The following is a 24,380-nucleotide window of genomic DNA, read 5'->3' as shown; positions in this document are numbered from 1 at the left end:
CCCGGGCGACGGCTCAGTCGGGGTCGATCGGGTCGATCGGCGCGTGGTGGTCCCACGCCTCGACGCCGCCGCGCCAGTATCCGGCCACGCTGTACTGCTCGCGCGGCAGCATCAGCGTGTGCCGCAGGTGCCGTCGCAGCGGGACGAGGGCGGATGCCTCACCCGCCGCGAACACGTACGTCGAGGCATCCACTCCGACCGTCATCAACGCTGCGACGAGGTCCCCGCCCGCGGCGTGCAGCGTGAACCCGCGGTCCGCTGCCGGGGCCAGGTATGCGCGCGCGGCATCCGCATCGAACGCCGTGACGATGACCTCGACCGCGGTGGACGCAGGCACCTCGGCGAGCCAGCGCGCGGCCGCCGGAAGCGACGTCCCGTCCACGACGAGCACGACCCGGGACGCGTTCTGCGTCGCCGCCTTCGAGCCGCGCGGTCCCACCAGGACCAGCCGGTCGCCGATCGTCGCCCGTGCCGCCCACTGCGCGGCAGGGCCCGCGTTCTCGTGCCGGAGGATGTCGAGGTCGATCAGCCGCCGTCCCGCCTCGTCGCGCACATTCAGCGGGGTGAAGTCCCGCCCGAACGTGGCACGGTCGGGGCGGACGACGCCATCCTCACCGGGGCCGGTCGCGACCGGCGCGACGAGCTCGCCGGTGGCGGGATCGGGGAAGAACGTGCGGGTGTGGTCACCGGGGCCGGTGCTGTCGAAGTCGGCGAAGTCGGGGCCGGTGAGCGTCACTCGGATGTACTCGGGGACGGGGCGGCTCACCGCGACGACCGTCGCCTCGCGTGCCGTGAACCGGTGGCGGTGACGTTCGCGGTGGAACACGGTGGTCGCGTCGGACGCGGTGGTGGCGGCATCCGTCATGGAATCCTCCTCGGGAAGGGGAACGGGGGCGTCTCCAGCCAATCACGGTTCCCGGAGGGCGGGAGCGGCGTCCGCTACCGGCGGACCGTGCGCACCGGACTGGTGTACGCGGCGAGCGTGCCCGCCTCGATCAGCGCGTCGAGTTCCGCGGTCACCTCGGCGGTGTAGGCGCCGGCATCCAGTGTGCTGGCCGGGACGTCGCCGTCCAGGTACGCGAGCATCCCGTCCCGCAGCGCCTCATCCGACTGGTCGACGACGTGAATGGTGTCGCCGGGCAGCGCGTCGCGCACCGACCCGAACGCCGTCGACACTATCGGCAGGCCGCACAGCGCCGCCTCCAGCAGAACCATCGGCTGCCCCTCGTACGTGCTGGACAGCACGAAGCAGTCGGATGCCGCCAGGATCGCGAACGGGTTGCGGCGCGGACCAGTGAGGAACGCGGCATCCTGCAGCCCGGCATCCCGCACCTGCCGGCGCAGGTCGTCCTCCAGCGGCCCGCCGCCGACGATGGCGAGGCGCGTGCGCGGGTGGGCGGCGTGCACGTGGGCGAACGCGCGGATCAGCCGCGCGTGGTTCTTCTCCGTGGACAGCCGGCCCACGGACACGAACCACACGGTGTCGCGGCCGGAGTCGCTCAGCTGCGTCATCCACTCCGGGGTGTCCTCGTCCTCCTCGAGCAGGTCCTCGAGCGGTTCGCGCATGCCGGACAGCACGCGCTGCACGTCGGGCAGGTTGCGCACTGTCGTGAAGCGCTCGGGTGCGGCGTAGTCGGCGAGCGCGTCGCGGTTGAGCTCGGTGAGGCTCGGCGACACCGAGACCAGGTTGTCGAACCCGCTGTACAGCGAGAACACGAGACTGAGGTTGCGGCGCAGCGGCTGCTTGCCCCCGACGGTGCGCTCCCGGTCGGACGCCATCTCGTTGTGCAGCCAGATGGCGCGGGGCGCGTACGGCGAGTGCAGCAGCAGGTTCGTCCAGATGGGGCTGTACCCGCTGAAGTCGGCGACCCAGTCGAACGCCGCCGAGCCGAACACCCGCGCCCACTCGCCGTCCCACAGCTGCGCATGCCAGCGCTCGTCGCGCGCGGTGGGCTGCGCTCCGCGGCGGTCGCGGACGTGCCGGCGCACCTGCAGCGCCTTCGACCCGTTCATGCCGCCGATGCGGAACACCTGCCGCACCGCCGGGTGGATGAGCTGCTGGTTCGCGAGCGGGTTCTCCGCGCGGAACAGCGGCATCAGCGCCGTGACGTCGTACGTGGAGTGGTCGATCGCGTTCAGCAGGTTCAGCACCGAGGTCGTGATCCCGTTCGAGCGCATCCCGCCGAGGAAGAACAGCAGCCGGGTGCGGCCGTCCGAGCGCGCCGGACGCACCCGCCGGTCGGCGGTGACGCCGCGGAACACGACATCCACCACCCGGCGCGTGACCGCGCCATCCTCGTACGGGGTGAAGCGCTGCGCCCACTCGGCGTACCGCTCGTGCGGCGCGCCGCCGCCGAGCAGCGCGGCCACGTGGTTGCCGGCCTGCGACGCGTCGGCGGTGACCGGACCCGGCAGTTCGTCCAGCGGAAGGTATGTGCCACGTTCGGCGGCGTAGTCGTCGGCATCCGGCGTGAAAAACACGATGGGCCGGCCGGTGGCCAGGTAGTCGAAGAAGATCGAGGAGTAGTCGGTCACGAGCGCCGCGGACGCGCCGAGCATGACGTTCGTCGGGATCGTGTTGGGCACGAGGATGCCGCGCAGCGACGCCCGCGCGGAGGCCAGCGCGTGCACGACCTGGTGCGTCTTCAGGAGCACGACGGTGTCGTCGTCCAGCCGTGACTGGATCGCGCGCACCTGCGCGGCGAGCGCGTCGAGGCCGTCGTCGGGGTCGCTGAACGACGCACCCCGCCACGTCGGGGCGTACAGCACGATGCGGCGGCTGCCGACGGCGACGCCGGCGCGCTTCAGCGCCGCACGAACGTCGGCCTCCGCGGCGGGGGTGAGCCGCTGCCGGTCGACGCGCGGGTAGCCCTCCTCGATGATCAGGCCGCGGTAGACGTTGCGCAGGCGGTACGCGTCCTCGTACATCGTCTCGGCCATGAACGGGTTCGCCGCCAGCACGTAGTCCGCGGCCAGGAGGTTGCGCAGGGTGTTCGCCGACTCGATGGCGCCGCCGGGCATGTCGAAGCCCATGAGCTTGAGCGGCGTCCCGTGCCACGTGTTCAGGTACACCTGGCCGGTGCGCTTGCCGAATGCGGGCGGGAACGTGGCGTTGTTGACGAGGTACCCCGCCACCGACAGGGCCCGCCAGTACGCGAAGCTGCCGCGGCGCACCCATTTCACGCGCGGGTGCGCGCGGAACTCCTCCTCGAACCGGGCTATCGCCGCGTCGTCGTCGAGGGACCAGACGTGCCACAGGTGGTCGAAATCGGGCCGGTCCAGCAGGTGCCGGAAGATCGCCTCGGGATTGCACAGCATCCCGTTGCCGGCGAACGACTCGTACAGGACGACGTCGTGCTGGATCGGCCGCGAGCGGGTGAACGCTATCCGCTCGGCCTGTACGGCCCGCTTCGCGCGCGACACGTAACGGTTCACACGGCTCGGCAGGGGCAGTCTCACGCAACGAGCGTAGACCGGGGGTGCTGTGAGCCGCCTTGGGGTGTTACCGGGTCGTTACCGTTGGGCGTAGCGTGACGGCATGCGCGCAGGAATCCACTTCTGGAACTACACGATGCCGGGTCAGCCGGCCGCCATCCCCGCCGTGCTCGCGGACACCGCGCACCTCGCCGAGGAGGGCGGTTTCGATCAGTTCACGGTGATGGATCACTGGTTTCAGATGGATCGGGCCGGGGATGCCGCCGAGCCGATGCTCGAGGCGTTCACGACGCTGGGTTTCGCGGCCGCGAAGACTCGGCGGATGCGATTGGCGCCGCTCGTGGTCGGCGTCACCTACCGGCATCCCGGTCTGCTCGCGAAGACCGTGACAACCCTCGACGTGCTCAGCGGCGGCCGTGCCGCGCTCGGTATCGGCGCGGCCTGGTACGAGCGCGAGCACCACGGGCTGGGGGTGCCGTATCCGGCGATCTCGGAGCGGTTCGAGCGGCTTGAGGAGGCGATCCGAATCGCGTTGCAGATGTGGGGCGAGGATGTCGGCCGGTTCGACGGAAAGCATTACGCGCTCGCCGAGACGCTGAACAGTCCCGCGCCGGTCAGCGCCCCGCATCCGCCGCTGATGATCGGCGGGCGAGGCGAGCGCAAGACGCTGCGCATCGCCGCGGAGTACGGGCAGATCGTCAACCTGATGACGGCCGATCCCGACGACGCCGCGCATCTGCTGGACGTGCTGCGCCGCCACTGCGACGCCGCCGGCACCGACTACGACGCCATCGAGAAGCAGGTCATGGGCAGCCGGCTGGACCCGGCCTCCGCGCAGTTCTGGCCGATGATGGAGCGGTTCGCCGCGCTCGGCGTCGACCTGGTCGTGTTCGGCGTGCGATCCGGCCGGCAGGTGGAATCGGTCGAGACGCTCGCCGCCGACGTCGTGCCGCGGCTGACCGAGCTGTGAGGCCCGTGTCAGAGGTGGTGCGCTATCACGTGGTCGGCGATCGCCATCGAGCTGGTCGCCGCCGGTGACGGGGCGTTGCGCAGCAGGATGACGGGGCCGACGCGGTCGACGGCGAAGTCGTCGAGCAGCGACCCGTCGCGGCCCCACGCCTGCGCGCGCACACCGGCGGCCGTCTTCCGGGTCAGATCCGACATCCGCAGTTCGGGGATGAAGCGGCGCGCCTTGCGGTACCAGCGGCGCTTGATCAGCGACGCGCTGATCTCGTCGACGCCCATCCGCCAGTGCTGCTTCGCGAGCGGCCAGGCGCCGGGCCAGCGCAGCGACTCCCACGTGTCCTTCGCCGACCACCGCCGCCAGCTGTAGCCCTCGCGCGCCAGCGCCGGCACGGCGTTCGGGCCGACATGGACGGTGTCGTAGACGCCGCGCGTGAAGTGCACGCCGAGGAACGGGAACCGTGGGTCGGGGACCGGGTAGATCATGCCGCGCACGAGGTGCGTGCGCTGCGGCGCCAGTTCCCAGTACTCGCCGCGGAACGGGAGGATCCTGGGGGATGCCTCGCCGCCGACCAGGCCGGCCACGACATCCGAGTGCAGGCCGGCGCAGACGATCACCCGGTCGAACACGTCGTCCCAGGCGGGGGTGTGCACGCGCACCCGCCCGTTCTCGTGCGACATCCCGGTCACGTCGTGGCCGAGCAGGATCCGCCCGCCGGCGGCGCGGACGTCCTGCGCCATCGCCTCGGTGATCGTGGAGTAGTCGGTCACGGCGGTGTGCGGCGAGTGCACGGCGGCGACGCCTGCGGCGTGCGGCTCGATCTCATGCAGCCGTGCGGGGTCGTCGATGCGCGCGAGGTCCGGCACGCCGTTGATGCGCGAGCGGCGTTCGATCTCGTTCAGGGCGGGGATCTCGGAGTCGTCGACGGCGACCACGAGCTTGCCGACCTCGCGGAACGGCAGCCCCTTCTCGGCGCAGAACTCGCGGATGCGCACGCGCCCGGCTGCGCACAGCGTGGCCTTCAGCGAGTCCGGCGCGTAGTAGAGGCCGGCGTGCACGACGCCGGAGTTGTGCCCGGTCTGGTGCTGCGCGAGCCGCGCCTCCTTCTCGAGGAGCGTGACGTCGTCGCCGCGGGCCGCCAGCGCGCGCGCCAGCGCCACCCCGACGATGCCCCCGCCGACGATGCCGATCCGCTGCCCCATCGCGTTTCCCCTCCGCCCCCACAGCTGGCACCCCCTACTGTGGCACGCGCGAGGACGCAGAGTGGGCAGGATTCAGCATGCATGAGCGAGTTCGCAGGGAATCCCGTCCACTCCGCCGCGGGCGCTTCGAAGGAGTGGGCGCTGTTCCGCGCTGCGCGGCGCGAAACCGTGGAATCCCGTCCACTCGTCGGATGAAGCGCGCTCAGTGCTCGACGACGCGGGCGGCGATGTCGGTGCGGTACTGGCCGCCCTCCAGCCCGATCGCCGCTATCGCCTGGTACGCGCGCCGCGTCGACTCGGCGAATGTCGTGCCCAGCGCGACCACGTTCAGCACGCGTCCGCCGGTGCTCACGAGCCCCTCGTCGGCGTGCGCCGTGGCCGCATGCGCGAGGTGGACACCGTCCACGGCGGCGGCGGCATCCAGCCCGGTCAGCACGCGTCCGGTCACCGGGGCTCCCGGATACCCGCGGCTGGCGAGCACGACGGCGACGGCGGTCGCCTCGGCGAACTCCGGCCGCGGCAGGTCCTCCAGGTGTCCCGACGCCGCCGCCAGCAGCAGCTCGCTCAGGGGGTCCACGAGCCGCGGAAGCACCACCTGCGTCTCGGGGTCGCCGAACCGCGCGTTGAACTCGATGACCTTCACGCCCTGCGCGGTCAGCACGAGTCCCGCGTACAGCAGCCCGATGAACGGCGTGCCCTCGGCATCCAGCTGCCGGATCACCGGCTCGGCGATGGTGCGGGTGACGAGATCGGCGAACTCGGCCTCACCGCCGAACCGCTCCAGCAGCCACGGCAGCGGGGAGTACGCGCCCATCCCGCCCGTGTTCGGGCCCTCGTCGCCGTCGCGCAGCCGCTTGTAGTCCTGCGCAGGGCTCAGCGGCAGCACGTGGTCGCCGTCGGACAGGAAGAACAGCGAGACCTCGGGCCCGTCCAGGTACTCCTCGACGAGCACGGGGGCCCCGCCCAGGTACTGCTCCGCGTGCGCTATCGCCTCGTCGCGCTCGCTCGTCACTATCACTCCCTTGCCCCCTGCGAGCCCGTCGGCCTTCACGACGTACGGCGCGCCGAGCTCGTCGAGCGCGGCGGCAAGCTCGGCCGGGGTGTGCGCGCGCAGCGCCCGTCCGGTCGGCACGCCCGCCGCCTCCATGACCCGCTTCGCGAACGCCTTGGAGCCCTCCAGCTGGGCCGCCGCCCGGCCCGGCCCGAAGACCGGGATGCCGCGCTCACGCAGTTCGTCGGCGACGCCGGCCACGAGGGGCGCCTCCGGGCCGATCACGACCAGATCGATGTTCGCGTCGTTGGCGTACGCGGTGACAGCGGCCGGGTCGGCGGGGTCGAGCGGCACCACCGTGGCATCCTCGGCGATGCCGGCGTTGCCGGGCGCGGCGAAGATCTCGTGCGTGGTCGGCTCGCGGCGCAGAGCGAGGATGATGGCGTGCTCGCGGGCACCCGAGCCGAGGACCAGGATTCTCACACGGCCAGCCTAACCGGGGGCCGCTCGCACCGCCGGGCCGACGCCTCACCGCGCGGCGCGGTTGTGATCCATCGCGACGCCGACCCAGAACGCGAGCTCGTCGTCCGCATCGATCGCGTCCGCGGCCACGTGCAGCCACCCCGGCCCCATCGCGCGGCCGCCGCCCATCCGCGCCTGCTCCGCGCCGGGCCGCGCGGTCAGCTCGTCATGTCGCGCGTCGTCGACCCGCACCAACAGCGCGCCATCCTTCTCCGCACCGACGACGACCTTTCCGTCGACCATGATCGCCCGGCCGCCGAACATCGCCACCTCGCGCACCGGCACATCTGCGCCGAGGATCGCCCGCACCCGGGCTGCCAGCTGCTCCTGCACCTGCGACATGATCGGTCTCCCTCCGTGCACTTCCGAGGATGATCCCTGCGCGCGCGGAACACCAGCCCCGCCGGGCGCCTGCACGGTAGCGTGGGCGCATGGCCCGCAAGATCTCTACGGAGGACGGCAGAGCGGCGCTCGCCGGCGTCAGCGGTGGGGACCCCGCGCGCACGGATCTGGCCACGGCCGTCCGGTACCTGCTGCAGCTGCTCGCCGAGAAGGCACCGGGCCATACCGTCGAGGTGCGCGTGCCGCCATTCGGGGCCGTGCAGGTCATCGAGGGGCTGCGGCACACGCGCGGTACCCCGCCGAACGTGGTGGAGACCGACCCGATGACGTGGATCTCGCTGGCCCTCGGACAGCAGCAGTGGCAGGATGCCGAGGCGTCCGGCCGCATCCTCGCCTCCGGGGTCCGCGCCGACATCTCGGACCTGCTGCCGCTGCGCCCGTGACGGCCTCGCACCGCCCTGTCCGGTGCGACAATAAAGACATGGCCGACCAGCCGAACGACCACCGCCCGTCCGTGCCGAACCCCGCCGATCCCTCCGCGGAGCTGATCGAGGAGCGCGTCGAGACCGCGACAGTGCGCCGGGCGCCGAAGATGCTCGTGTTCCTCGTGCTGGGCGCGGCCCTTGGGATCCTGGTCGCGCTGATCCTCACGTTCGCGTTCGGCGTGGCCGACGATTCCGGCCTCGAGCCGAGCGCGGTGAGCGCGGTCAGCTACTCGAAGGGCCAGGTGTTCGGCTTCCTCCTGCTGGTGTGCGGCACGGCCGGCGTCGCGCTGGGCGGGATCGTCGCCCTCGTCCTGGAGTGGACGGTGGGTCGGCGCACGCGCCGCGTCCGCGTCGACCGCGAGAGCGTCACGACCGTCGAGTGAACCGGGGCCCGCGCCTCACGCCAGTTCGGCGATGATCGGATGGATCGCGGCGTCGAACGCCGCGACATCCTGCCGCAGCCCGTCGGTGACGGCGACGGTGAGCGCGCCGATCCACCACACTCCGCGCTGCGTGAGCGGCAGCACCTGCACGTTCAGCTCGAACGAGTGCGCGCGGCGTCCCACCTGGCGCTCATGCTCGGCGATGGCGCTCGCATACGCCCGGTACGACGTGCCGGGCTTCGCCACGGCATCCCTCGTGTACCGCGCGTGCATCGTCTGCGACAGCGCGAGGGCCTCGGCGGCGTGCGGCGCTATCGCGTGGCGCAGCTCGTCGAACCCCTCGATCGGCAGGGCGACGAACGTCTCGAATCCGTCCACGAGGTCCAGCGGCACGACCGACGGGTGCGCCTGCGGCTCGACCGTCATCTCCCAGTACGCGGTCCACTGCCGCTCGAGGATGTCCTGCGCCGCATCGGCGCGCGCAGTGACGCGGGGCGGGATGCCGCGCAGGTGCGGCAGCTCCCCGGGGGAGCGGATCCCGGCCAGCTGACGCAGGCACAGGGCGAGCAGGACGGGACGACTCGCGTCCTCGCGGATCGTCCATTCCGGACTCCCGGCTCCGCCCATGCCGCCCATTGTAGGCGGGCCTGCTCGCGCAGGCTTCTCCCATGCGCCGACCGCGCGGGCGCTGAAACCCGGTATTCGCCGAGGGAGCGCCCCGGTAGGCTTGTCGGGTGGCCGCACGTTCCCCTGCGAACCCTTATGCACAAGCCGGAGTCGACACCGCCGCGGGCGATCTCGCGGTCGAGTTGATGAAGTCGGCCGTCCGCCGCACCCAGGGCCCGGAGGTCCTCGGCGGTGTCGGCGGATTCGCGGGCCTTTTCGACGCCACGGCACTGCGCGGCTACACCCGGCCGCTGCTGGCCTCCTCGACCGACGGCGTCGGCACGAAAGTCGCCATCGCGCAGGCGATGGACAAGCACGACACGATCGGGCAGGACCTCGTCGGCATGGTCGTCGACGACATCGTCGTGGTGGGTGCCAGGCCCTTGTTCATGACCGACTACATCGCCTGCGGCAAGGTCGTCCCGCAGCGCATCGCCGACATCGTCGCCGGGATCGCCCGCGGCTGCGAGCAGACCGGCACCGCGCTCGTCGGCGGCGAGACCGCCGAGCACCCCGGCCTTCTCGGACCGCACGACTACGACGTGGCGGGCGCGGCCACGGGCGTCGTCGAGGCCGACCGCGTCCTCGGGGCGGACCGCGTGCGACCCGGCGACGCGGTGCTGGCGCTGCAATCCAGCGGCCTGCACGCGAACGGATATTCGCTTGTGCGCCACATCGTCACCGGCGCCGGCATCGGCTACGCCGATCACAGCGCGGAGTTCGGCACCACGTGGGGCGAGGCGCTCCTGGAGCCCACCCGCCTGTACGCGACGGCGCTGCTGGATGTCGTCGACCGGCTGAACGGCGGCATCCACGCCCTCAGCCACGTCACCGGCGGCGGCATCGCCGCGAACCTCGCACGCGTGCTGCCCCCCGGCAGCTGGGTCGAACTGGACCGCTCCACGTGGTCGCCCGCGCCGGTGTTCCGGGTCCTCGCCGATCTCGGCGGCATCCCGCTCGCGGACACCGAAGGCACCTGGAACCTCGGGGTCGGGTTCCTCGCAGTCGTGGATGCCGCCGTGGCGCACGACGCGGCGTCCGTCCTCACCGCCGCCGGCATCGAGACGTGGCAGGTCGGTGTCGTCGCCGACGGCCCCCGCCCCGCCGGTGACTGGGAGCAGGGCGCGAAGGGCGTCAACGGCGGCGCCGTGCGCCTGGTCGGCACCCACCGGGACACCCCCTCGTCCGAACACGGAGCGAAGTAACACCACATGTGCGGCATCGTCGGAATGGTCGGGCGCGGCCCGGTCAACCAGGACATCTACGACTCGCTGCTCCTGCTGCAGCACCGGGGGCAGGACTCGACCGGTATCGCCACCGCCGAGCCGAGCGGCGTGTTCCACCTGCACAAGGCGCAGGGGATGGTGCGCGAGGCGTTCCGCACCCGCGACATGCGCACGCTGCTGGGCACCATCGGCCTCGGGCACTGCCGATACGCGACGAAGGGCACCGCGTCCAGCGAGGAGGAGGCCCAGCCGTTCTATGTGAACGCGCCGTACGGCATCGTCCTCGTGCACAACGGCAACCTCACGAACACGCGCGAGCTCACCGACGAGCTGTTCCACAAGGACCGCCGGCACCTGAACACGTCCAGCGACACCGAGCTGCTGGTGAACGTGCTCGCGAACGAGCTGCAGGCGCAGGTCTCCGGGCTCCAGCTCGGCCCGGACGAGCTGTTCCAGGCGGTCACCCGCGTGCACGCGCGCGTGGAGGGCTCGTACGCGGCGATAGCGCTGATCGCGGGATACGGCCTGCTCGCGTTCCGCGACCCGTTCGGCATCCGCCCGCTCATCCTCGGCGTGCGCGAGGCACGGGAGGGCGGCTACGAGTGGCTGGTGTCCAGCGAGTCGCTCGTGATGGAGAACGCCGGCTTCGAGATAGTGCGGGATGTCGAGCCCGGCGAGGCCGTGTTCGTCGACCTCGACGGCCAGCTGCACACCCGGCAGTGCGCGGCCGCCCCGCAGCTGTTCCCGTGCTCTTTCGAGTACGTGTACCTGGCACGTCCGGACTCCGTGATGAACGGCATCTCCGTGTACGAGTCGCGGCTGCGGATGGGGGAGCGCCTGGCCGACACCATCGCGCGGCACGTGCCGCGGGACAAGATCGACGTCGTCATGCCGATCCCCGACTCGGCGCGCCCCGCCGCGATGGAGGTCGCGCGCAAGCTCGGCATCGAGTACCGCGAGGGCTTCTACAAGAACCGGTACATCGGCCGCACGTTCATCATGCCGGGGCAGGCGGTGCGCAAGAAGAGCGTGCGGCAGAAGCTGAACGCCATGTCCAGCGAGTTCAAGGGCAAGAACGTGCTGCTCATCGACGACTCGATAGTGCGCGGCACCACGAGCAAGCAGATCATCCAGATGGCCCGGGATGCCGGCGCCGCGTGCGTCACTTTCGCGTCCGCCGCGCCCCCGGTCCGGTATCCGCACGTGTACGGGATCAACATGCCGTCCCGGCACGAGCTCGTCGCCCACGGACGCACGATCCCCGAGATCGCCGAGGAGCTGGGCGCCGACTACATGGTGTTCCAGGAGATCGAGGACCTCAAGGCCGCGATCCTCGACGGCAGCGACATCGACGACCTTGACATGAGTTGCTTCGACGGACGGTACGTCACGGGCACCGTCACCGACGAGTACCTGGCGTGGGTCGAGGGGACGCAGACCAGCTGAGGTGGACTAGGCCTTCAGATGCTGGTACGAGTCGACGGTCCCGTCGTCCCCGGCCTCGTCCTCGTCACCGTACTTGTCGGCCCACTTGTCGACGTACTGGTCTTCGGCGTTCGGGTCCTGGTGGCCGAGTTCGCGCTCCAGCGCCGCGTAGTTGACGCTGTACGTGTCGTACTTGAGTTCACGGGCGATCTTTGTGTGCTTCGCCTTCTGACGGCCACGCCCCATGCGAGACCCCCTTATGGTTCAAGTCGCGGGCAGGTGCTCGCCCGACGCGTTCACGAAATCCGGTGTCAAGCCGGTAAGAGTAGCATCCAGGATAACATGCGGGTCGGTGTCCGGCCTTGCCGGCCGACGCGCACGGCCGGTGCAGCAGGGAAGGTGAATGCCATATGTCCGATGCGGCATCCGACGTCCCCGCCGCGGGTCTGAGCGGCGCCGTGATCGTCGGCGTGGTCCCGGGGGAGCCGCCCCGCGTCGCCCAGGAGGCCGCCCGGTTCGCGAAGGCGTTCGGCGTCCCCGTCATCGTCGCGAACGTGGATGTCACCCGGTTCGTCGCCTACGAGGACCCGGACGGATCGGTGCAGACCGCGATCGACCTGGCCGCCCTGGGCCGCGAGGAGGAGGTCGCCCAGGTGACGGCCGAGACCACGGCGGCCCTCGAGGGCTGCGGCGTGGCCTGGACGCTGCGCCAGCTCGTCGGGGACCCGGCGCTTGCGCTGAAGGGACTCGCCGAGCAGGTGAACGCGCGCCTCATCGTCGTCGGCACCCGCAAGCGCGGGTTCGGCGAATCGGTCCGCGAGTTCTTCACCGGGTCCGTGGCGGCGCGCCTCGCGCACCGGCAGACGCTTCCGGTCCTGGTCGTGCCGATCGGCGAGCTCGTGGCGGACGACCAGGACTTCCCCTCCTGAGGCGCTCAGCCGCCCAGTCCACGAGTGGCCGCCCGGGCGGCGTCGTCGAGCGCGCGAGTGAGCTCGTCGACGACGGATGCCGTCAGCTCGCCGCCGCGCGCGACGTGCGTGCGCAGGCCGGTGCGCACCTGCGCGCGGAACGCGTTGACCGCGGCGTCCGCCCGCTGCAGCTGCTGGCGACTGCGCACGCGCGCATCCTCACCCGGACCGCTCGGTGCCGGACGGGATGCCGCCCGGCCCTCCTGCTGCGCGGCGGCCGCGAGGTCGGCGCGCAGGCTCTTCATCGCGTCACGGACGCTCGAGCGGACATCGTCGGCGATCAGCCGGATCGAGTCGGCCAGTCCCGCCTCGATGCCCTCCAGGTCGCCCGCGCGGGCGGCGACCTCGGCGCGCCCGGCGTCGGTGATCGCGTAGACGGTCTTGCGGCCGTCGACGGTCTTGGTGACCAGCCCTTCCTCCTCGAGCTTGGCCAGGCGCGGGTACACGGTGCCCGCGCTCGGCGTGTAGGTGCCGCCGGTGCGGTCCGCGAGCGCCTGCATGAGGTCATAGCCGTGACGCGGCTCCTCGTCGAGGAGGCTCAGCAGGTACAGGCGCAGATCGCCGTGTGAGAAGACGGGAGGCATCAGCGCTGCTCCTCACCGGTGCGCGCGTCGCCGGTCGGTGCCGCGCCGTCGTGCCGCATCACGATGAGATCCCCCGACACGGAGTTGGTGCGGATGTCGGCGAAGCTGCCGGACAGCTCGCCGGTGGACCCCGTGTAGCTCGTGGTCAGGCCGCTGCCCGAGCGCACCACTCCGTCCACGACGATGCGCCCGCTCACCGACCGCACAGCGTACTTCACGGGCAGCTGGTGGTCGAGCCGGATGGTGCCGCTGCCGCTGACCGAGTTCAGCGAGATCTGGTGGACCTCGCCGGTGGAGTCGACGAGCGTCGCCCCGGACACGGTGTCGATGACCGTCTTGCGGATGCTGCCGGTGGCGGCGATGTCGCCGGAGACGCTGTTCGCGGACAGGGTGCCCTCGAGGTCCCGGATCTGGACGTCGCCGGAGACCGCGTTCACCGTGAGGTCGCCGGTCAGGCCGTCCACGATGATGTCCCCCGAGACGGTGTTCAGCCGCGCGTCGTGCCGGATGCCGGACACCAGCGCGCTCGCGCTGACCACGCCGAGCGTGAGCGCCACGTCCCGGGGCACCGCGACGCTGATCTCGGCCTTCGGACCGCCGCCGCCGAAGTTGCGGAACACGTCGAGGAAGTTGTCCCACCGCAGCTGCGGGTGGTCGATCTCCACGACGTCGTCGGTGACCTCGATGCGCAGGTCCTTGCCGGTGACGGAGTGCACCTCGATGCGGGCGCCCGGCTCGTCGTGGGCGATGACGTCGATCTGGCCGCCGACCAGGCCGATCTTCAGCCGACGCACGTCCTCGATGTCGATCACGCGCTCCTGGCCGGGCTGGATGAGCCATTTCTCAAGGGTCATGGGGTGCTCCTCTGTCGATGCCCTTTCGCGATATATCGCGTTGCGACACTCTAACACGATATATCGCGAGTGTGTGTTGACATTGACGCAACGTCAACCGTTAGCGTGTCCGACGAGGAGGCACCGATGGACTGGTCGATCCAGGAGGTCGCGAAGCTCGCCGGCACCACGAGTCGCACGCTGCGTCATTACGACGAGGTCGGGCTCCTGGCGCCCACGCGAATAGCGTCCAACGGCTACCGGCACTACGACGAGACAGCGCTGGTGCAGCTGCAGCGCATCCTGCTGCTGCGGCGGCTGGGGCTCGGGCTGCCGCAGATAGCGGACGTCCTGGCCCATCAGGCCAGCGAGACCGGCGCCCTGGCGACGCACCTGGCCCTGCTGCGGCAGGAGCAGGAGCGCCTCGGCCGGCAGATCGCCGCGGTCTCCTCCACGATCGACGCACTGAAGAAGGGGGGAAGGCCCATGGCCGAGAAGATGTTCGACGGGTTCGACCACGCGCAGTACAAGGACGAGGTCACCGAGCGCTGGGGCGCCGACGCGTATGCGCGCGGCGACGCGTGGTGGCGGGGGATGAGCGAGGACGAGCGCGCCGCGTGGCAGGAGCAGACGGCACAGCTCGCGCACCAGTGGCGGGATGCCGCGACCCGCGGCATCCCGACCGACAGCGCAGAGGCGCAGGCCCTTGCCGCGCAGCACGTGCAGTGGCTCGCCGGGATCCCGGGGACCCCCGGCGCGGTGAAGCCGTACGTGATCGGGCTCGGTGACATGTACGTCGCCGATCCGCGGTTCGCCGCGAACTACGGCGGCGAGGCCGGGGCGGCGTTCGTCCGGGACGCGCTGCGCGTCTACGCCGACGCCCACCTGTGACATCCCGCCCCGGCCGCGGGGCCTAGGCTGACGATATGCCGGACCCGGTCGCCTTCCTGCGCTCCTGCGCCCCCGGCACGCGCGTCACGGTCCGCCGCCGCCTCGAGGGCGGGTGGGCTGACGCCCTGGGCTATCTGCGCGAGGTCACCGACGTCGCCTGCGTCGTGGACACGCGCCGCGGACCGGTCGCGGTGCCGCTGGACGCCGTGACCCACGCTGTCCGGGTCCCGGAGCCCCCGCCGCGGCGCGCGCGCCGCACCGCCGACTGAGCCGGCGCGGGTCAGGACCGCGGATCGCCGACGTAGCGGGGCCGGCCGGCGAGGATGCCGCAGAAGAACATGCCGACCAGGCACACCGCGACGAACGACAGCGCGACCGTCCACGAGCCGGTGGCGTCGTGCAGGGCGCCCACCAGGATCGGCCCCAGCGCCGCGACAAGGTAGCCGACCGACTGCGCCATGCCGGACAGCGCTGCCGCCTGATGATGGTTGTGCGTGCGCAGGCCGAACAGCGACAGCGCCATGGTGATCGATGCGCCGCCGGAGGACCCCAGCAGCACCACCCAGACGAGGGCCAGCTCGGGCACGACCATCTGACCCATGAGGCCCACCACGGCGATCACGGCCAGGGACGCGCCCAGCACGCTCTGACTGCGCAGCCGGTGCAGCAGCCACGCGCCGGTGAGGCTCCCCGCGATCCCCGCGGCCTGGAACACGAACTGGTGCGCGCCCGCGGTCGCCAGGTCGACGCCGGCGTCGTGCTCGATCGTGGGCCACCACGTGATCACGGTGTAGTAGATCGTCGACTGCAGGCCGAGGAACAGCGTGACCGACCACGCCAGCGGCGACGTCCACATCGACCCCACACGGGCAGGGGTCAGCGGGGCGCCGCTGTCCGCGGCGGCCGCGGCGCGCCGTGCCGCGCTGTCGTGCCGGCGCCGGATCTGCGGCAGGAACACCGCGAACCCGATCAGCGCGAGCCCGGCCCAGACGCCCAGCGACAGGCGCCACCCCGCATCGGACAGTCCCGCGATCGGGACCGCGAGTCCCGCCGCGAGGGCGGCCACCGTGCCCTGCGCCGCCGAGTAGATCCCGGTCATCGGGCCCACCCGGTCGGGATACTCGCGTTTGACGAGGGCGGGGATGAGGACGTTCAGCATCGCTATCGCGCCGCCGAGCACCGCGGTGCCCACCCAGATGGCACCGGGGATCGGCACCGAGCGCAGGGCGGTCGCGGCGGCGAGCACCAGCAGCGAGCCGCCGAGCGCCCATTCCAGCCCGACGCGGCGGGCTATCGTCGGCGCCATCGGGGAGACGGCGGCGAACGCTATCACCGGCACGCCCACGAGGAACGACGCCGCCGCGCCGCCGATGCCGAGGTCGGCGCGGATGTCGCCGAGCACCGGACCCACCGCCGTGATACTCGCCCGCAGGTTCATCGCCACCAGCAGCACGCCGGCGAGGATCAGCCCTGCGCGCACGGCGCCGTCGTGCCGCGTGGACACGGGCGCCGGAAGGGAGGACACGTCCTCAGGCTATGCCCGGGCGCGGCTCCCCGGCGAATCGGTTCGACCCGGCCCCACACACGCCACGCGCCGGCCCGCGAGGGGCCGGCGCGTGGAGGTGGGGACGCTCAGACGCGGTTGCGTCCGCTGAGGACACGGAACAGGAACGCGATAAGGGCGATCACCCCGACGATGATCGCAACCCACAGCAACCAGTTCAGCGCCTGCACGAGGCCTCCGGTGATCGCCAGGATGATGGCGATGATGATGATGATGACCAGGGCGATGTTCATGGACGATCTCCTCCTTCTGCCGCTGCGGTCGGCCGCGTCAGCATGCCCCACAGTGGCAAGGCGGGGCCACGGCGGGCAAGGGGTTGACGCACTCTCGGAGGGGTGATAGCGCACTCCGGGGGGAAGTCAAGCCCCTCCGTCCTGGCCGGATCCCGGCCGTATCGTCGTGCCCGGCGGGCCGGTTGTGGCGCCCGCGCGAGGGGAGCGGTGATGTCTGCGGGACCGGGATGCCACGACTGACGCGCTCACATCCGGACCGGGATCCCGGCTACCGCCGCATCCGATCGGGGCGGGGCTTCCGTTTCGTGGACGAGCGCGGAGGCACGCTCACCGCCGATGAGCGTCAGCGGATCGACGACCTGGTGATCCCGCCGGCGTGGACCGACGTGTGGATCAGCGCGGACCCCGCCGGGCACATCCAGGCCGTCGGCGAGGACGACGCCGGCCGGCGGCAGTACATCTACCACCCGGCGTGGTCGCAGCGCCGCGACCGCGGCAAGTTCGCCCGCGCGGTGGCGCTCGCGCAGGCCCTGCCCGGCATCCGCGCCCAGGTCACGCGTGCCCTGCGCGCGCCGCAGGACCCCCGCGCGCAGGTGCTCGCGGCGGCGATCCGGATGCTGGACGACGGCGCCCTGCGCATCGGCTCCGAGGAGTACTTCACCGCGCACGGAAGCCGCGGGCTGGCAACGCTGCAGTGCCGGGACGCCAGCGTCGACGGGGATCGGATCCGCCTGGTCTTCCCGGCCAAGAGCGGCAGGCGCCTGACGCTCGAATTCGACGATCCCGACCTCGCGGTCGTGCTCGCCGAACTCGCGCGCGGACGGCCGCGGGCGCCCCTGCTCGCCTACCGGCGCGGGCGCCGCCGGGCGGCGATCCGGTCGCGGGACGTCAACGCGCACCTGGCGCACCTGAGCGGCGCCCGGTTCACCGCGAAGGACTTCCGCACCCTGCGCGGCACCATCGCGGCGGCCGAGGCGCTCGCCGCGGTCGGACCGGCGCGCGACGAGCGCGACGCCCGGCACGCGGAGCAGGTGGCCGCCCAGGCGGCCGCCGACGTCCTGGGCAACACCGTTGCCGTCGCACGGCGCAGTTACATCGACCCCCGCGTGTTCGCGCGCTACCGCCGCGGCCAGGTGCTCGATCCGGAGGGCTCGCGGGAGGCCGCGCTCGTGCGGCTTCTGGGCTGAAGGCACAACGGCGCATGGAATACTGAGCCCGGGCGCGGCGGTGTGCCGCCTCCGACGCCGTGTCACGTCATCCGCAGCTGTGAAGGTTCCCCGTGTCGAAGCTCGCCGTCCTCAGTCTGCGCAACCGTGCGCTCATCGCGCTGGTCACGATCGTCGCGGCCGTCTTCGGCTCGCTGGCCCTGGTCAATCTCAAGCAGGAGCTCATCCCGTCGATCGAGTTCCCGCAGCTCGTCGTGATCTCCAGCTACCCCGGGGCCTCCCCGCAGGTCGTCGAGGGCGACGTGTCCACGCCGATCGAGCAGGCGATCCAGGGGGTACCGGGCCTCGAGCAGACCAGCGCCACCAGCACCACGAACTCGTCGATCGTCCAGGCGCAGTTCACGTACGGCACGAACCTGGCCACCGCCGAGCAGAAGATCGACCTGGCCATCAGCCGCATCAAGAGCACGCTGCCGTCGGGCGTCGACCCGAACGTGATCTCGGCGTCGATCGACGACTTCCCCGTCATCCAGCTCGCTGTCACCGGCTACGCGGATCAAGAGCAGACGCAGGCACGGCTGCAGTCGACGATAGTGCCGGATCTGCAGGACCTGCCGGGGGTGAACGCCGCCCAGATCGTCGGCGGCCGCGGCCAGCGGGTCACCATAACCCCGGACGCCGCGGCCCTGGCGCGCGCAGGCTTCACGACCCAGGCGCTCACCGACGCGCTGTCGCAGAACGGCATCCTGTTCCCCGGTGGACAGATCACCGAGGGCCGTCAGACGCTGACCGTGCAGACCGGCTCGAAGCTCGACGCCGTGACGAAGATCGACGACCTGCCGCTCGTGCCCACGGGCCGAGCGCAGGCCGGCGCGGCGGCCACGACGGTCGGGGATGTCGCGGACGTCACCCTCGAGCAGGATCCGGTCACCACCATCTCCCGGGTGGACGGGAAGTCGGCGCTCACCCTGGCCGTCACGAAGCTCCCGTCCGCGAACACGGTGGACGTGTCCAAGGCGGTGCGCGACGCGCTGCCGAGCCTGGAGTCCAAGCTGGACGGCGCCACTTTCACGGTGGTGTTCGATCAGGCTCCGTACATCCAGCAGTCGATCGACGCCCTCGCGCAGGAGGGCCTGCTCGGCCTGCTGTTCGCCGTCATCGTCATCCTCATCTTCCTGCTCTCGGTGCGCTCGACCCTGGTCACCGCCATCTCGATCCCCACGAGCGTGCTGATCACGTTCATCGGCATCCAGGCGTTCGGCTACTCGCTGAACATCCTCACCCTGGGCGCGCTGACGATAGCGATAGGGCGCGTGGTCGACGACTCCATCGTCGTGATCGAGAACATCAAGCGGCATTACGTCGACGGCGCCGACAAGCTCACGGCGATCACCCGCGCCGTGCGCGAAGTGGCCATGGCGGTGTCGGCGTCGACGATCACGACCGTCGCGGTGTTCCTGCCGATAGCGTTCGTGGGCGACATGACCGGCGAGCTGTTCCGGCCGTTCGCGCTCACCGTCACGATAGCGATGGCCGCGTCGCTGCTGGTGGCGCTGACGATTGTCCCGGTGCTCGCGTACTGGTTCCTGAAGCCCGGGAAGGCGATCCTGGATGCCGCCGGCGTCGCCGTCGATCCGGAGTCGCCCGCCGCGCCCCCGTCCCGCCTGCAGCGGTCGTATCTGCCGATCCTGCACTGGACCCTCAAGCACTCGTGGGTCACCGTGCTGCTGGCGGTGCTGGTGATGGGCGGCACCATCGCGATAGCGCCGCACATGAAGACGAACTTCCTCGGCGACTCCGGCCAGAACACCTTCACGGTCTCGCAGGATCTCGGCCCGGCCGCGTCCCTGGCCAGTGAGGACGCCGCCGCGAAGAAGGTCGAGGCCGCCCTCCGCGGCGTCCGCGGCATCCGGACCGTGCAGGTGTCGATAGGGTCCAGCGGCTCGGCCCTGCGCGACGCTTTCTCCGGCGGCGGCAACGGCGTGACCTACTCGATCACGACAGACCCCGACGCCGACCAGGAGAAGGTGCGCACCGATGTGCAGACCGCCGTCGCGGACCTTGACGACGTCGGCACGCTGACGGTCGCCTCCAGCGGCGGCGGCTTCGGATCCAGTGACGTCGAGATCGACGTGACCGCCCCCGATGGCGCGACGCTGCAGACCGCGACCGACGCGGTCGTCGCCGCCGCCCAGGGCAAGGCCGGCATCGGGCAGGTGACGACGAACCTGGCGGCGTCGCTGCCGTACATCGCCGTGACCGTGGACCGGGCGAAGGCCGCCGAGCTCGGCCTCAGCGAGGTCGCCGTCGGCGGCATCGTCTCGCACACGATGCGCCCCCAGTCGATCGGCACCGTCGAGATCGACGGCACCGGCGTGACCGTGTACCTCGCGGCATCCGAGGTCCCCGGCTCGATCGACGCGCTCAAGGCGCTGACGATCCCCACCGCCGCGGGCCCGGTGCGGCTGGACAGCGTCGCTGCCGTGACGCAGGCGAACGGGCCGACCTCGATCTCCACCCAGCGCGGCGTGCGCACGGCGACGGTGACGGTGACGCCGTCCACCGACAACCTCACCGCGGCCTCCGCGACGATCGGCGACGCGTTGGCCGGCGCTGATCTGCCGGAATCGGCGACCGCCTCGATCGGGGGCGTGCTCTCCCAGCAGGGCACCGCGTTCTCGCAGCTCGGGCTCGCGATGCTCGCGGCGATCCTCATCGTCTACATCGTGATGGTGGCGACGTTCCGTTCGCTGCGGCAGCCGCTGCTGCTGCTGGTGTCGGTGCCGTTCGCGGCGACCGGTGCCATCCTGCTCCAGCTGGCGACCGGGGTGCCGCTCGGGGTCGCCTCGCTGATCGGCGTGCTGATGCTGATCGGCATCGTCGTGACGAACGCGATAGTGCTCGTGGACCTCGTCAACCAGTACCGCGAGAAGGGGCTGTCCGCGCACGACGCCGTCATGGCGGGCGGTTCTCGGCGGCTGCGCCCGATCCTGATGACGGCGCTGGCGACGATCTTCGCGCTCACGCCGATGGCGCTGGGCATCAGCGGCCACGGCGGCTTCATTTCGCAGCCGCTGGCGATCGTGGTGATCGGCGGCCTCGTATCCTCGACCGTGCTGACGCTGCTGGTGCTGCCGACGCTGTACAACCTCGTCGAAGGGGCCAAGGAGCGTCGCGCCGCCCGCCGTGCGGCGCGGTCGGCGGGCCGGGACGACGAGACCGGGGCGCCCCGGGAGGCCGCCGAGCGGGATGTCGCTGCCGTCGCCGTCGACGAGGACGCCGTCACCGCGAACGACGCCGGCGCGGTCGTGATCGTCGACCGGGCCACGGTGACGGACCGGCCCGCGGTGCAGGTGCGCACCGTGGAGCGACCGCGCGGCAAGAGCGCGCCGAACGCGGAGCCGTTCCTGTCCGGGCTGCCCCAGGCGGCGCCGGTGCAGCAGTCCCGCGCCGACGAGGGCCGCTCGCGGCGGCGGTCCCGACGCGATTGAGCGGCGGCGCGGTGGCGCGCGAGCCACAGCGTGCGGTGCAGCTGTGCGGAGTACACGCTCATCCAGCCGAAGATGAGCACGAAGCCGATCAGCTCGAGCGCGGCCAGCGAGATCACGCCGAACAGGAACACGACGATCGTCGTCCCGAGCACACTGCCGACGGCCGCGGTGGCGCGCAGGATCCCGGCGGTGTGGTGACGGCGGCGGATCGTCACCACGATCAGCATCCCGAGGAACGACAGCATGATGCCGGACGCGGCGCGGTCGTGCCAGAACCCGTTGACGTTCACCGGGATGGCGCCGACCGCCGCCAGGTGCATGCCCGCCGAGGCGACGAGACCCCCGAACCACTTCGACCGCTTGATCCCGCGCAGCTGCTGCAGCGCGTCGAGGTCGCGGCCGACCCGGCCCGCCAGCAGCACGATGAGAAGGCCCGCCGTGAGCATCGTCGCGTTGAACGCGCGACCGGAGAAGTCGTCGAACGTACCGAGCTCACTGAACGCGACGCGCCACCAGGTGTGGTCGGGGGTGGTCACTATCGAGAGGAGCGTGCCGACCGAGAGGAACGCGATGGCGAGCCCGGACAGGGTGGGTCCGGTGAACGCCGCCCGCAGGTCGAGCAACGGCATGCGGGAGACCGCGGACACGGATGCCGGCGGGGGAAGTGCTATCTGGGCCATCGGGTCCCCAGTGTTCGGGGCGTCCCACAGGAACCGGGCCCCCCGGCTCCCCAGCCTTCCCGGATACGTGCGTGACGCCGGATGTGGAATCCCGGCCCCAGGGTGACGGCAAGCCGTCGAGACGATAGTATTCCGCTTTTGCAGGGAAACGGGAGTATCTGTTGATTCCCCTGCGGGCATGCTATGGCGGCCGGGCGAGTTCCCAGCGGCCACCGGGTAGGCTTGCTCGGTCGGCTCAGGACACCGCCGCGACGCGCGGCGAAGGGTTTGTGAGTCCCAGGGGCCGATGGTGAGCGTCGATCGACGCACATGACCATCACATGAATGGCCCCGGCCGACGCTGCTCCGGGATGCCCGAGCTGCGCCTCGGGCGCTGTTCTCGTGCGAGAGAGCCCAGAAGGACACCCGTGAGCCCCAAGAGCAAGAAGCCCGCCGGCGGACGCCCCGCCCGCAACTTCGACCCGCGGTACGCCGCCAAGACCAAGCGCCGGCCCGGCGACTCCTCGGCCGGCAAGCCCGGCAGCCGCAGCCCGCACCACCGCGGGTACCGGCCGGACGAGACGGAGGCGCCCGCACGCAAATCCCGGTGGAGCGCGCAGGAGCGCGCCGGCCGCGACGAGGCACGCGCCATCCGCTCCTCCGATCGCCGGCCCGGCGCCGCGCGCCCGGCGGGCCGCGATGGCGAGGATCGCGGGCGGCGCCGCTTCGACGAGCGGCCGGTGCGCGAGGATCACGGCCACCGCACCGATCAGCGTCGTCCGCGCGACGAGCGAGCACCCCGGACGGATCGCCCCGCGCGCCTGGACCGTGCACCGCGCACGGATCGTGCAGCGCGTCCGGATCGTCCGGCGCGCCCGGCGCAGCGGTCGTCGTTCCGCGACGACGCGCGCAGCGAGCGATCTTTCCGTCACGACCGGCGCGACGAGCGTCGGCCGTACCGTGACGAGCGTCACGACCGCCGCGACGTGCGCCACTCGTCCGAGCCGCATCAGCGCGCCCATGACGCTGCGCACGCCGAGCACGTCGACGTCGTGCACGAACGGCTGCAGGCGCAGGCCGTGCAGGCGGACGCGGGGGCGACCGCGTCGTTCGAGGATCTCGGCATCGGGCAGAACATCGTGCGCGTGCTCGCGGAGCTGGGGGCGGAGCATCCCTTCCCCATCCAGGCGGCCACCATCGCGCCGATCCTCGCCGGCCGCGACGTGCTCGCTCGCGGGCGCACCGGCTCGGGCAAGACCATTGCGTTCGGCGCGCCCCTGGTGGAGTCCGTCCTGCGGGCGCAGGCCGGCCGCAAGCGCGAGTTCGGTCGGGCGCCGAAGGCGCTGATCCTGGCGCCCACCCGTGAGCTGGCGCTGCAGATCGACCGCACCGTGCAGCCGATCGCCCGCAGCGTGGGCCTTTTCACGACGCAGATCTACGGCGGTGTGCCACAGGCTCGGCAGGTCGGCGCGCTGAAGAAGGGCGTCGACATCATCATCGGCACGCCCGGCCGCATCGAGGATCTCGTCGAGCAGCGCAAGCTGGACCTGTCCGAGGTCGCCATCGCGGTGCTCGACGAGGCCGACCACATGTCCGAGCTGGGGTTCCTCGAGCCCATCCAGCGAATCCTGCGGCTCGTGGCCGCGGGCGCGCAGAAGCTGATGTTCTCCGCGACCCTCGACCGTGAGGTCGCCGCGCTGGTCGACGAGTTCCTCGTCGAGCCGGAGGTGTACGAGGTCGCCGGCGAGGACCAGGACTCCGGCACCATTGCGCACCGGGTGCTCGTGATCGACCATCGGGACAAGGCGGAGATCCTCACCTCGCTCGTCGACCGCGCCGGCAAGACCCTCGTCTTCTCGCGCACCCGCGCCTACGCGGAGATGCTCGCCGAGCAATTCGACGAAGCCGGCATCCGCGCGGTCGCACTGCACGGCGACCTGAACCAGGCCAAACGCCAGCGCAACCTGCAGCGCCTGACCGACGGCAAGGCCGACGTGCTGGTGGCGACGGATGTCGCCGCCCGCGGCATCCACATCGACGACATCGGGCTCGTCATCCAGGCCGATGCCCCCAGCGAGTACAAGACGTATCTGCACCGTGCGGGCCGCACCGGCCGCGCCGGCCGGGAGGGCACGGTCGTGACGCTGATCCCGCGCGCCCGACGCCGCCGCATGGTCGAGCTGCTGGAGCGGGCCGAGATCGACGCGCCGTTCGACGAGGTGCGTCCCGGTGACGACCTCATCGAGGAGCTCGCCGGCCGCCAGGTCGACCCCACCGCCTGACGCCGCGGAACTTGCCGTCCCCGGCTGTCGCATCCCGCGCGCGAAGCGGCAGCAAAGGGACGGGAAGT

The 24,380-nt window shown here is 71.6% G+C and carries 22 protein-coding genes and 1 pseudogene; 11 read left to right on the top strand and 12 right to left on the bottom strand.

Annotation, left to right across the window (positions count from 1 at the left end; all coding sequences use genetic code 11):
• Positions 1–13 precede the first annotated feature (13 nt).
• The gene (locus GH740_RS02750) at positions 14–865 is read right to left on the bottom strand and encodes a siderophore-interacting protein (protein ID WP_153744521.1); all 852 of its coding nucleotides are present in this window, start codon (positions 863–865) and stop codon (positions 14–16) included.
• Between the two features lie 74 nt (positions 866–939).
• Positions 940–3,459, bottom strand: a complete 2,520-nt coding sequence (locus GH740_RS02745) for a CDP-glycerol glycerophosphotransferase family protein (RefSeq protein ID WP_367640418.1) — start codon at positions 3,457–3,459, stop codon at positions 940–942.
• A gap of 79 nt (positions 3,460–3,538) precedes the next feature.
• Between GH740_RS02745 and GH740_RS02740 the strand changes: the two genes are divergently transcribed.
• On the top strand, positions 3,539–4,405 hold the full coding sequence (locus GH740_RS02740; protein WP_153744520.1) for an LLM class F420-dependent oxidoreductase: 867 nt from the start codon (positions 3,539–3,541) through the stop codon (positions 4,403–4,405).
• Positions 4,406–4,413: 8 nt separating this feature from the next.
• On the opposite strand, the gene lhgO is transcribed toward GH740_RS02740, so the two are convergent.
• From lhgO to GH740_RS02725, 3 genes are all read right to left on the bottom strand, one after another.
• Entirely contained in the window at positions 4,414–5,601 is a 1,188-nt protein-coding gene (gene lhgO, locus GH740_RS02735) for an L-2-hydroxyglutarate oxidase (protein ID WP_153744519.1), read from the bottom strand.
• A gap of 202 nt (positions 5,602–5,803) precedes the next feature.
• Positions 5,804–7,075: a phosphoribosylamine--glycine ligase gene (purD, locus tag GH740_RS02730; RefSeq protein WP_367640415.1), complete on the bottom strand. Its 1,272-nt coding sequence runs from the start codon at positions 7,073–7,075 to the stop codon at positions 5,804–5,806.
• A gap of 45 nt (positions 7,076–7,120) precedes the next feature.
• Complete coding sequence (locus tag GH740_RS02725) at positions 7,121–7,456, bottom strand: TfoX/Sxy family protein (protein WP_153744518.1); 336 nt, start codon at positions 7,454–7,456, stop codon at positions 7,121–7,123.
• A gap of 89 nt (positions 7,457–7,545) precedes the next feature.
• Between GH740_RS02725 and GH740_RS02720 the strand changes: the two genes are divergently transcribed.
• Both GH740_RS02720 and GH740_RS02715 read left to right on the top strand, forming a co-directional pair.
• Positions 7,546–7,899, top strand: coding sequence for a sterol carrier family protein (locus GH740_RS02720; protein ID WP_153744517.1), 354 nt, complete (start codon positions 7,546–7,548; stop codon positions 7,897–7,899).
• A gap of 38 nt (positions 7,900–7,937) precedes the next feature.
• On the top strand, positions 7,938–8,324 hold the full coding sequence (locus GH740_RS02715; RefSeq protein ID WP_253941161.1) for a potassium transporter Trk: 387 nt from the start codon (positions 7,938–7,940) through the stop codon (positions 8,322–8,324).
• A 15-nt stretch (positions 8,325–8,339) separates the two neighbouring features.
• Here GH740_RS02715 and GH740_RS02710 read toward each other — a convergent pair whose 3' ends face one another.
• Positions 8,340–8,951: a zinc-binding alcohol dehydrogenase gene (locus tag GH740_RS02710; protein WP_153744516.1), complete on the bottom strand. Its 612-nt coding sequence runs from the start codon at positions 8,949–8,951 to the stop codon at positions 8,340–8,342.
• 107 nt (positions 8,952–9,058) lie between these two features.
• Here GH740_RS02710 and purM point away from each other — a divergent pair, with 107 nt between their 5' ends.
• A complete protein-coding gene (gene purM / locus GH740_RS02705) occupies positions 9,059–10,195 on the top strand; it encodes a phosphoribosylformylglycinamidine cyclo-ligase (protein WP_367640412.1) in 1,137 nt (378 codons plus the stop codon).
• A gap of 6 nt (positions 10,196–10,201) precedes the next feature.
• A complete protein-coding gene (gene purF / locus GH740_RS02700) occupies positions 10,202–11,662 on the top strand; it encodes an amidophosphoribosyltransferase (RefSeq protein ID WP_153744515.1) in 1,461 nt (486 codons plus the stop codon).
• Positions 11,663–11,668: 6 nt separating this feature from the next.
• Here purF and GH740_RS02695 read toward each other — a convergent pair whose 3' ends face one another.
• Positions 11,669–11,887 (bottom strand): DUF3073 domain-containing protein, encoded by a 219-nt coding sequence (locus GH740_RS02695; RefSeq protein WP_153744514.1) that lies wholly within the window; start codon positions 11,885–11,887, stop codon positions 11,669–11,671.
• A gap of 164 nt (positions 11,888–12,051) precedes the next feature.
• On the opposite strand from GH740_RS02695, the gene GH740_RS02690 reads away from it, so the two are divergent.
• Positions 12,052–12,570, top strand: coding sequence for a universal stress protein (locus GH740_RS02690; RefSeq protein ID WP_153744513.1), 519 nt, complete (start codon positions 12,052–12,054; stop codon positions 12,568–12,570).
• 5 nt (positions 12,571–12,575) lie between these two features.
• On the opposite strand, the gene GH740_RS02685 is transcribed toward GH740_RS02690, so the two are convergent.
• Positions 12,576–13,193 carry a PadR family transcriptional regulator gene (locus tag GH740_RS02685; protein ID WP_153744512.1) on the bottom strand — a complete coding sequence of 206 codons (618 nt, stop codon included), beginning with the start codon at positions 13,191–13,193 and terminating at the stop codon, positions 12,576–12,578.
• Positions 13,193–14,047 carry a DUF4097 family beta strand repeat-containing protein gene (locus GH740_RS02680; protein WP_153744511.1) on the bottom strand — a complete coding sequence of 285 codons (855 nt, stop codon included), beginning with the start codon at positions 14,045–14,047 and terminating at the stop codon, positions 13,193–13,195. Before GH740_RS02680 ends, GH740_RS02685 begins: the two co-directional genes overlap by 1 nt.
• Before the next feature lie 126 nt (positions 14,048–14,173).
• Between GH740_RS02680 and GH740_RS02675 the strand changes: the two genes are divergently transcribed.
• Together GH740_RS02675 and GH740_RS02670 are read left to right on the top strand one after the other, a co-directional pair.
• The gene (locus GH740_RS02675) at positions 14,174–14,917 is read left to right on the top strand and encodes a MerR family transcriptional regulator (RefSeq protein ID WP_153744510.1); all 744 of its coding nucleotides are present in this window, start codon (positions 14,174–14,176) and stop codon (positions 14,915–14,917) included.
• Between the two features lie 35 nt (positions 14,918–14,952).
• Positions 14,953–15,186 carry a hypothetical protein gene (locus GH740_RS02670; RefSeq protein ID WP_153744509.1) on the top strand — a complete coding sequence of 78 codons (234 nt, stop codon included), beginning with the start codon at positions 14,953–14,955 and terminating at the stop codon, positions 15,184–15,186.
• A gap of 11 nt (positions 15,187–15,197) precedes the next feature.
• On the opposite strand, the gene GH740_RS02665 is transcribed toward GH740_RS02670, so the two are convergent.
• Complete coding sequence (locus tag GH740_RS02665; RefSeq protein ID WP_367640408.1) at positions 15,198–16,442, bottom strand: CynX/NimT family MFS transporter; 1,245 nt, start codon at positions 16,440–16,442, stop codon at positions 15,198–15,200.
• 107 nt (positions 16,443–16,549) lie between these two features.
• Complete coding sequence (locus tag GH740_RS13845) at positions 16,550–16,714, bottom strand: hypothetical protein (RefSeq protein ID WP_172978263.1); 165 nt, start codon at positions 16,712–16,714, stop codon at positions 16,550–16,552.
• A 227-nt stretch (positions 16,715–16,941) separates the two neighbouring features.
• On the opposite strand from GH740_RS13845, the gene GH740_RS02660 reads away from it, so the two are divergent.
• Complete coding sequence (locus tag GH740_RS02660) at positions 16,942–17,901, top strand: DNA topoisomerase IB (RefSeq protein WP_153744508.1); 960 nt, start codon at positions 16,942–16,944, stop codon at positions 17,899–17,901.
• 92 nt (positions 17,902–17,993) lie between these two features.
• Entirely contained in the window at positions 17,994–21,371 is a 3,378-nt protein-coding gene (locus GH740_RS02655) for an efflux RND transporter permease subunit (protein WP_367640406.1), read from the top strand.
• A gap of 107 nt (positions 21,372–21,478) precedes the next feature.
• Here GH740_RS02655 and GH740_RS14275 read toward each other — a convergent pair.
• Positions 21,479–22,000 (bottom strand): annotated as a pseudogene (locus tag GH740_RS14275) (DUF998 domain-containing protein); the annotation flags it as partial.
• A 458-nt stretch (positions 22,001–22,458) separates the two neighbouring features.
• On the opposite strand from GH740_RS14275, the gene GH740_RS02645 reads away from it, so the two are divergent.
• Positions 22,459–24,312 (top strand): DEAD/DEAH box helicase, encoded by a 1,854-nt coding sequence (locus tag GH740_RS02645; protein ID WP_367640404.1) that lies wholly within the window; start codon positions 22,459–22,461, stop codon positions 24,310–24,312.
• Positions 24,313–24,380: the final 68 nt, after the last annotated feature.

The sequence above is a fragment of the Microbacterium sp. SYP-A9085 genome (assembly GCF_009649635.1).
In the GTDB taxonomy this organism is placed as follows: Bacteria; Actinomycetota; Actinomycetes; order Actinomycetales; family Microbacteriaceae; genus Microbacterium.
The sequence above is the reverse complement of the archived record's forward strand: the minus strand, read 5'-3'. Positions and strand labels throughout refer to the sequence as shown.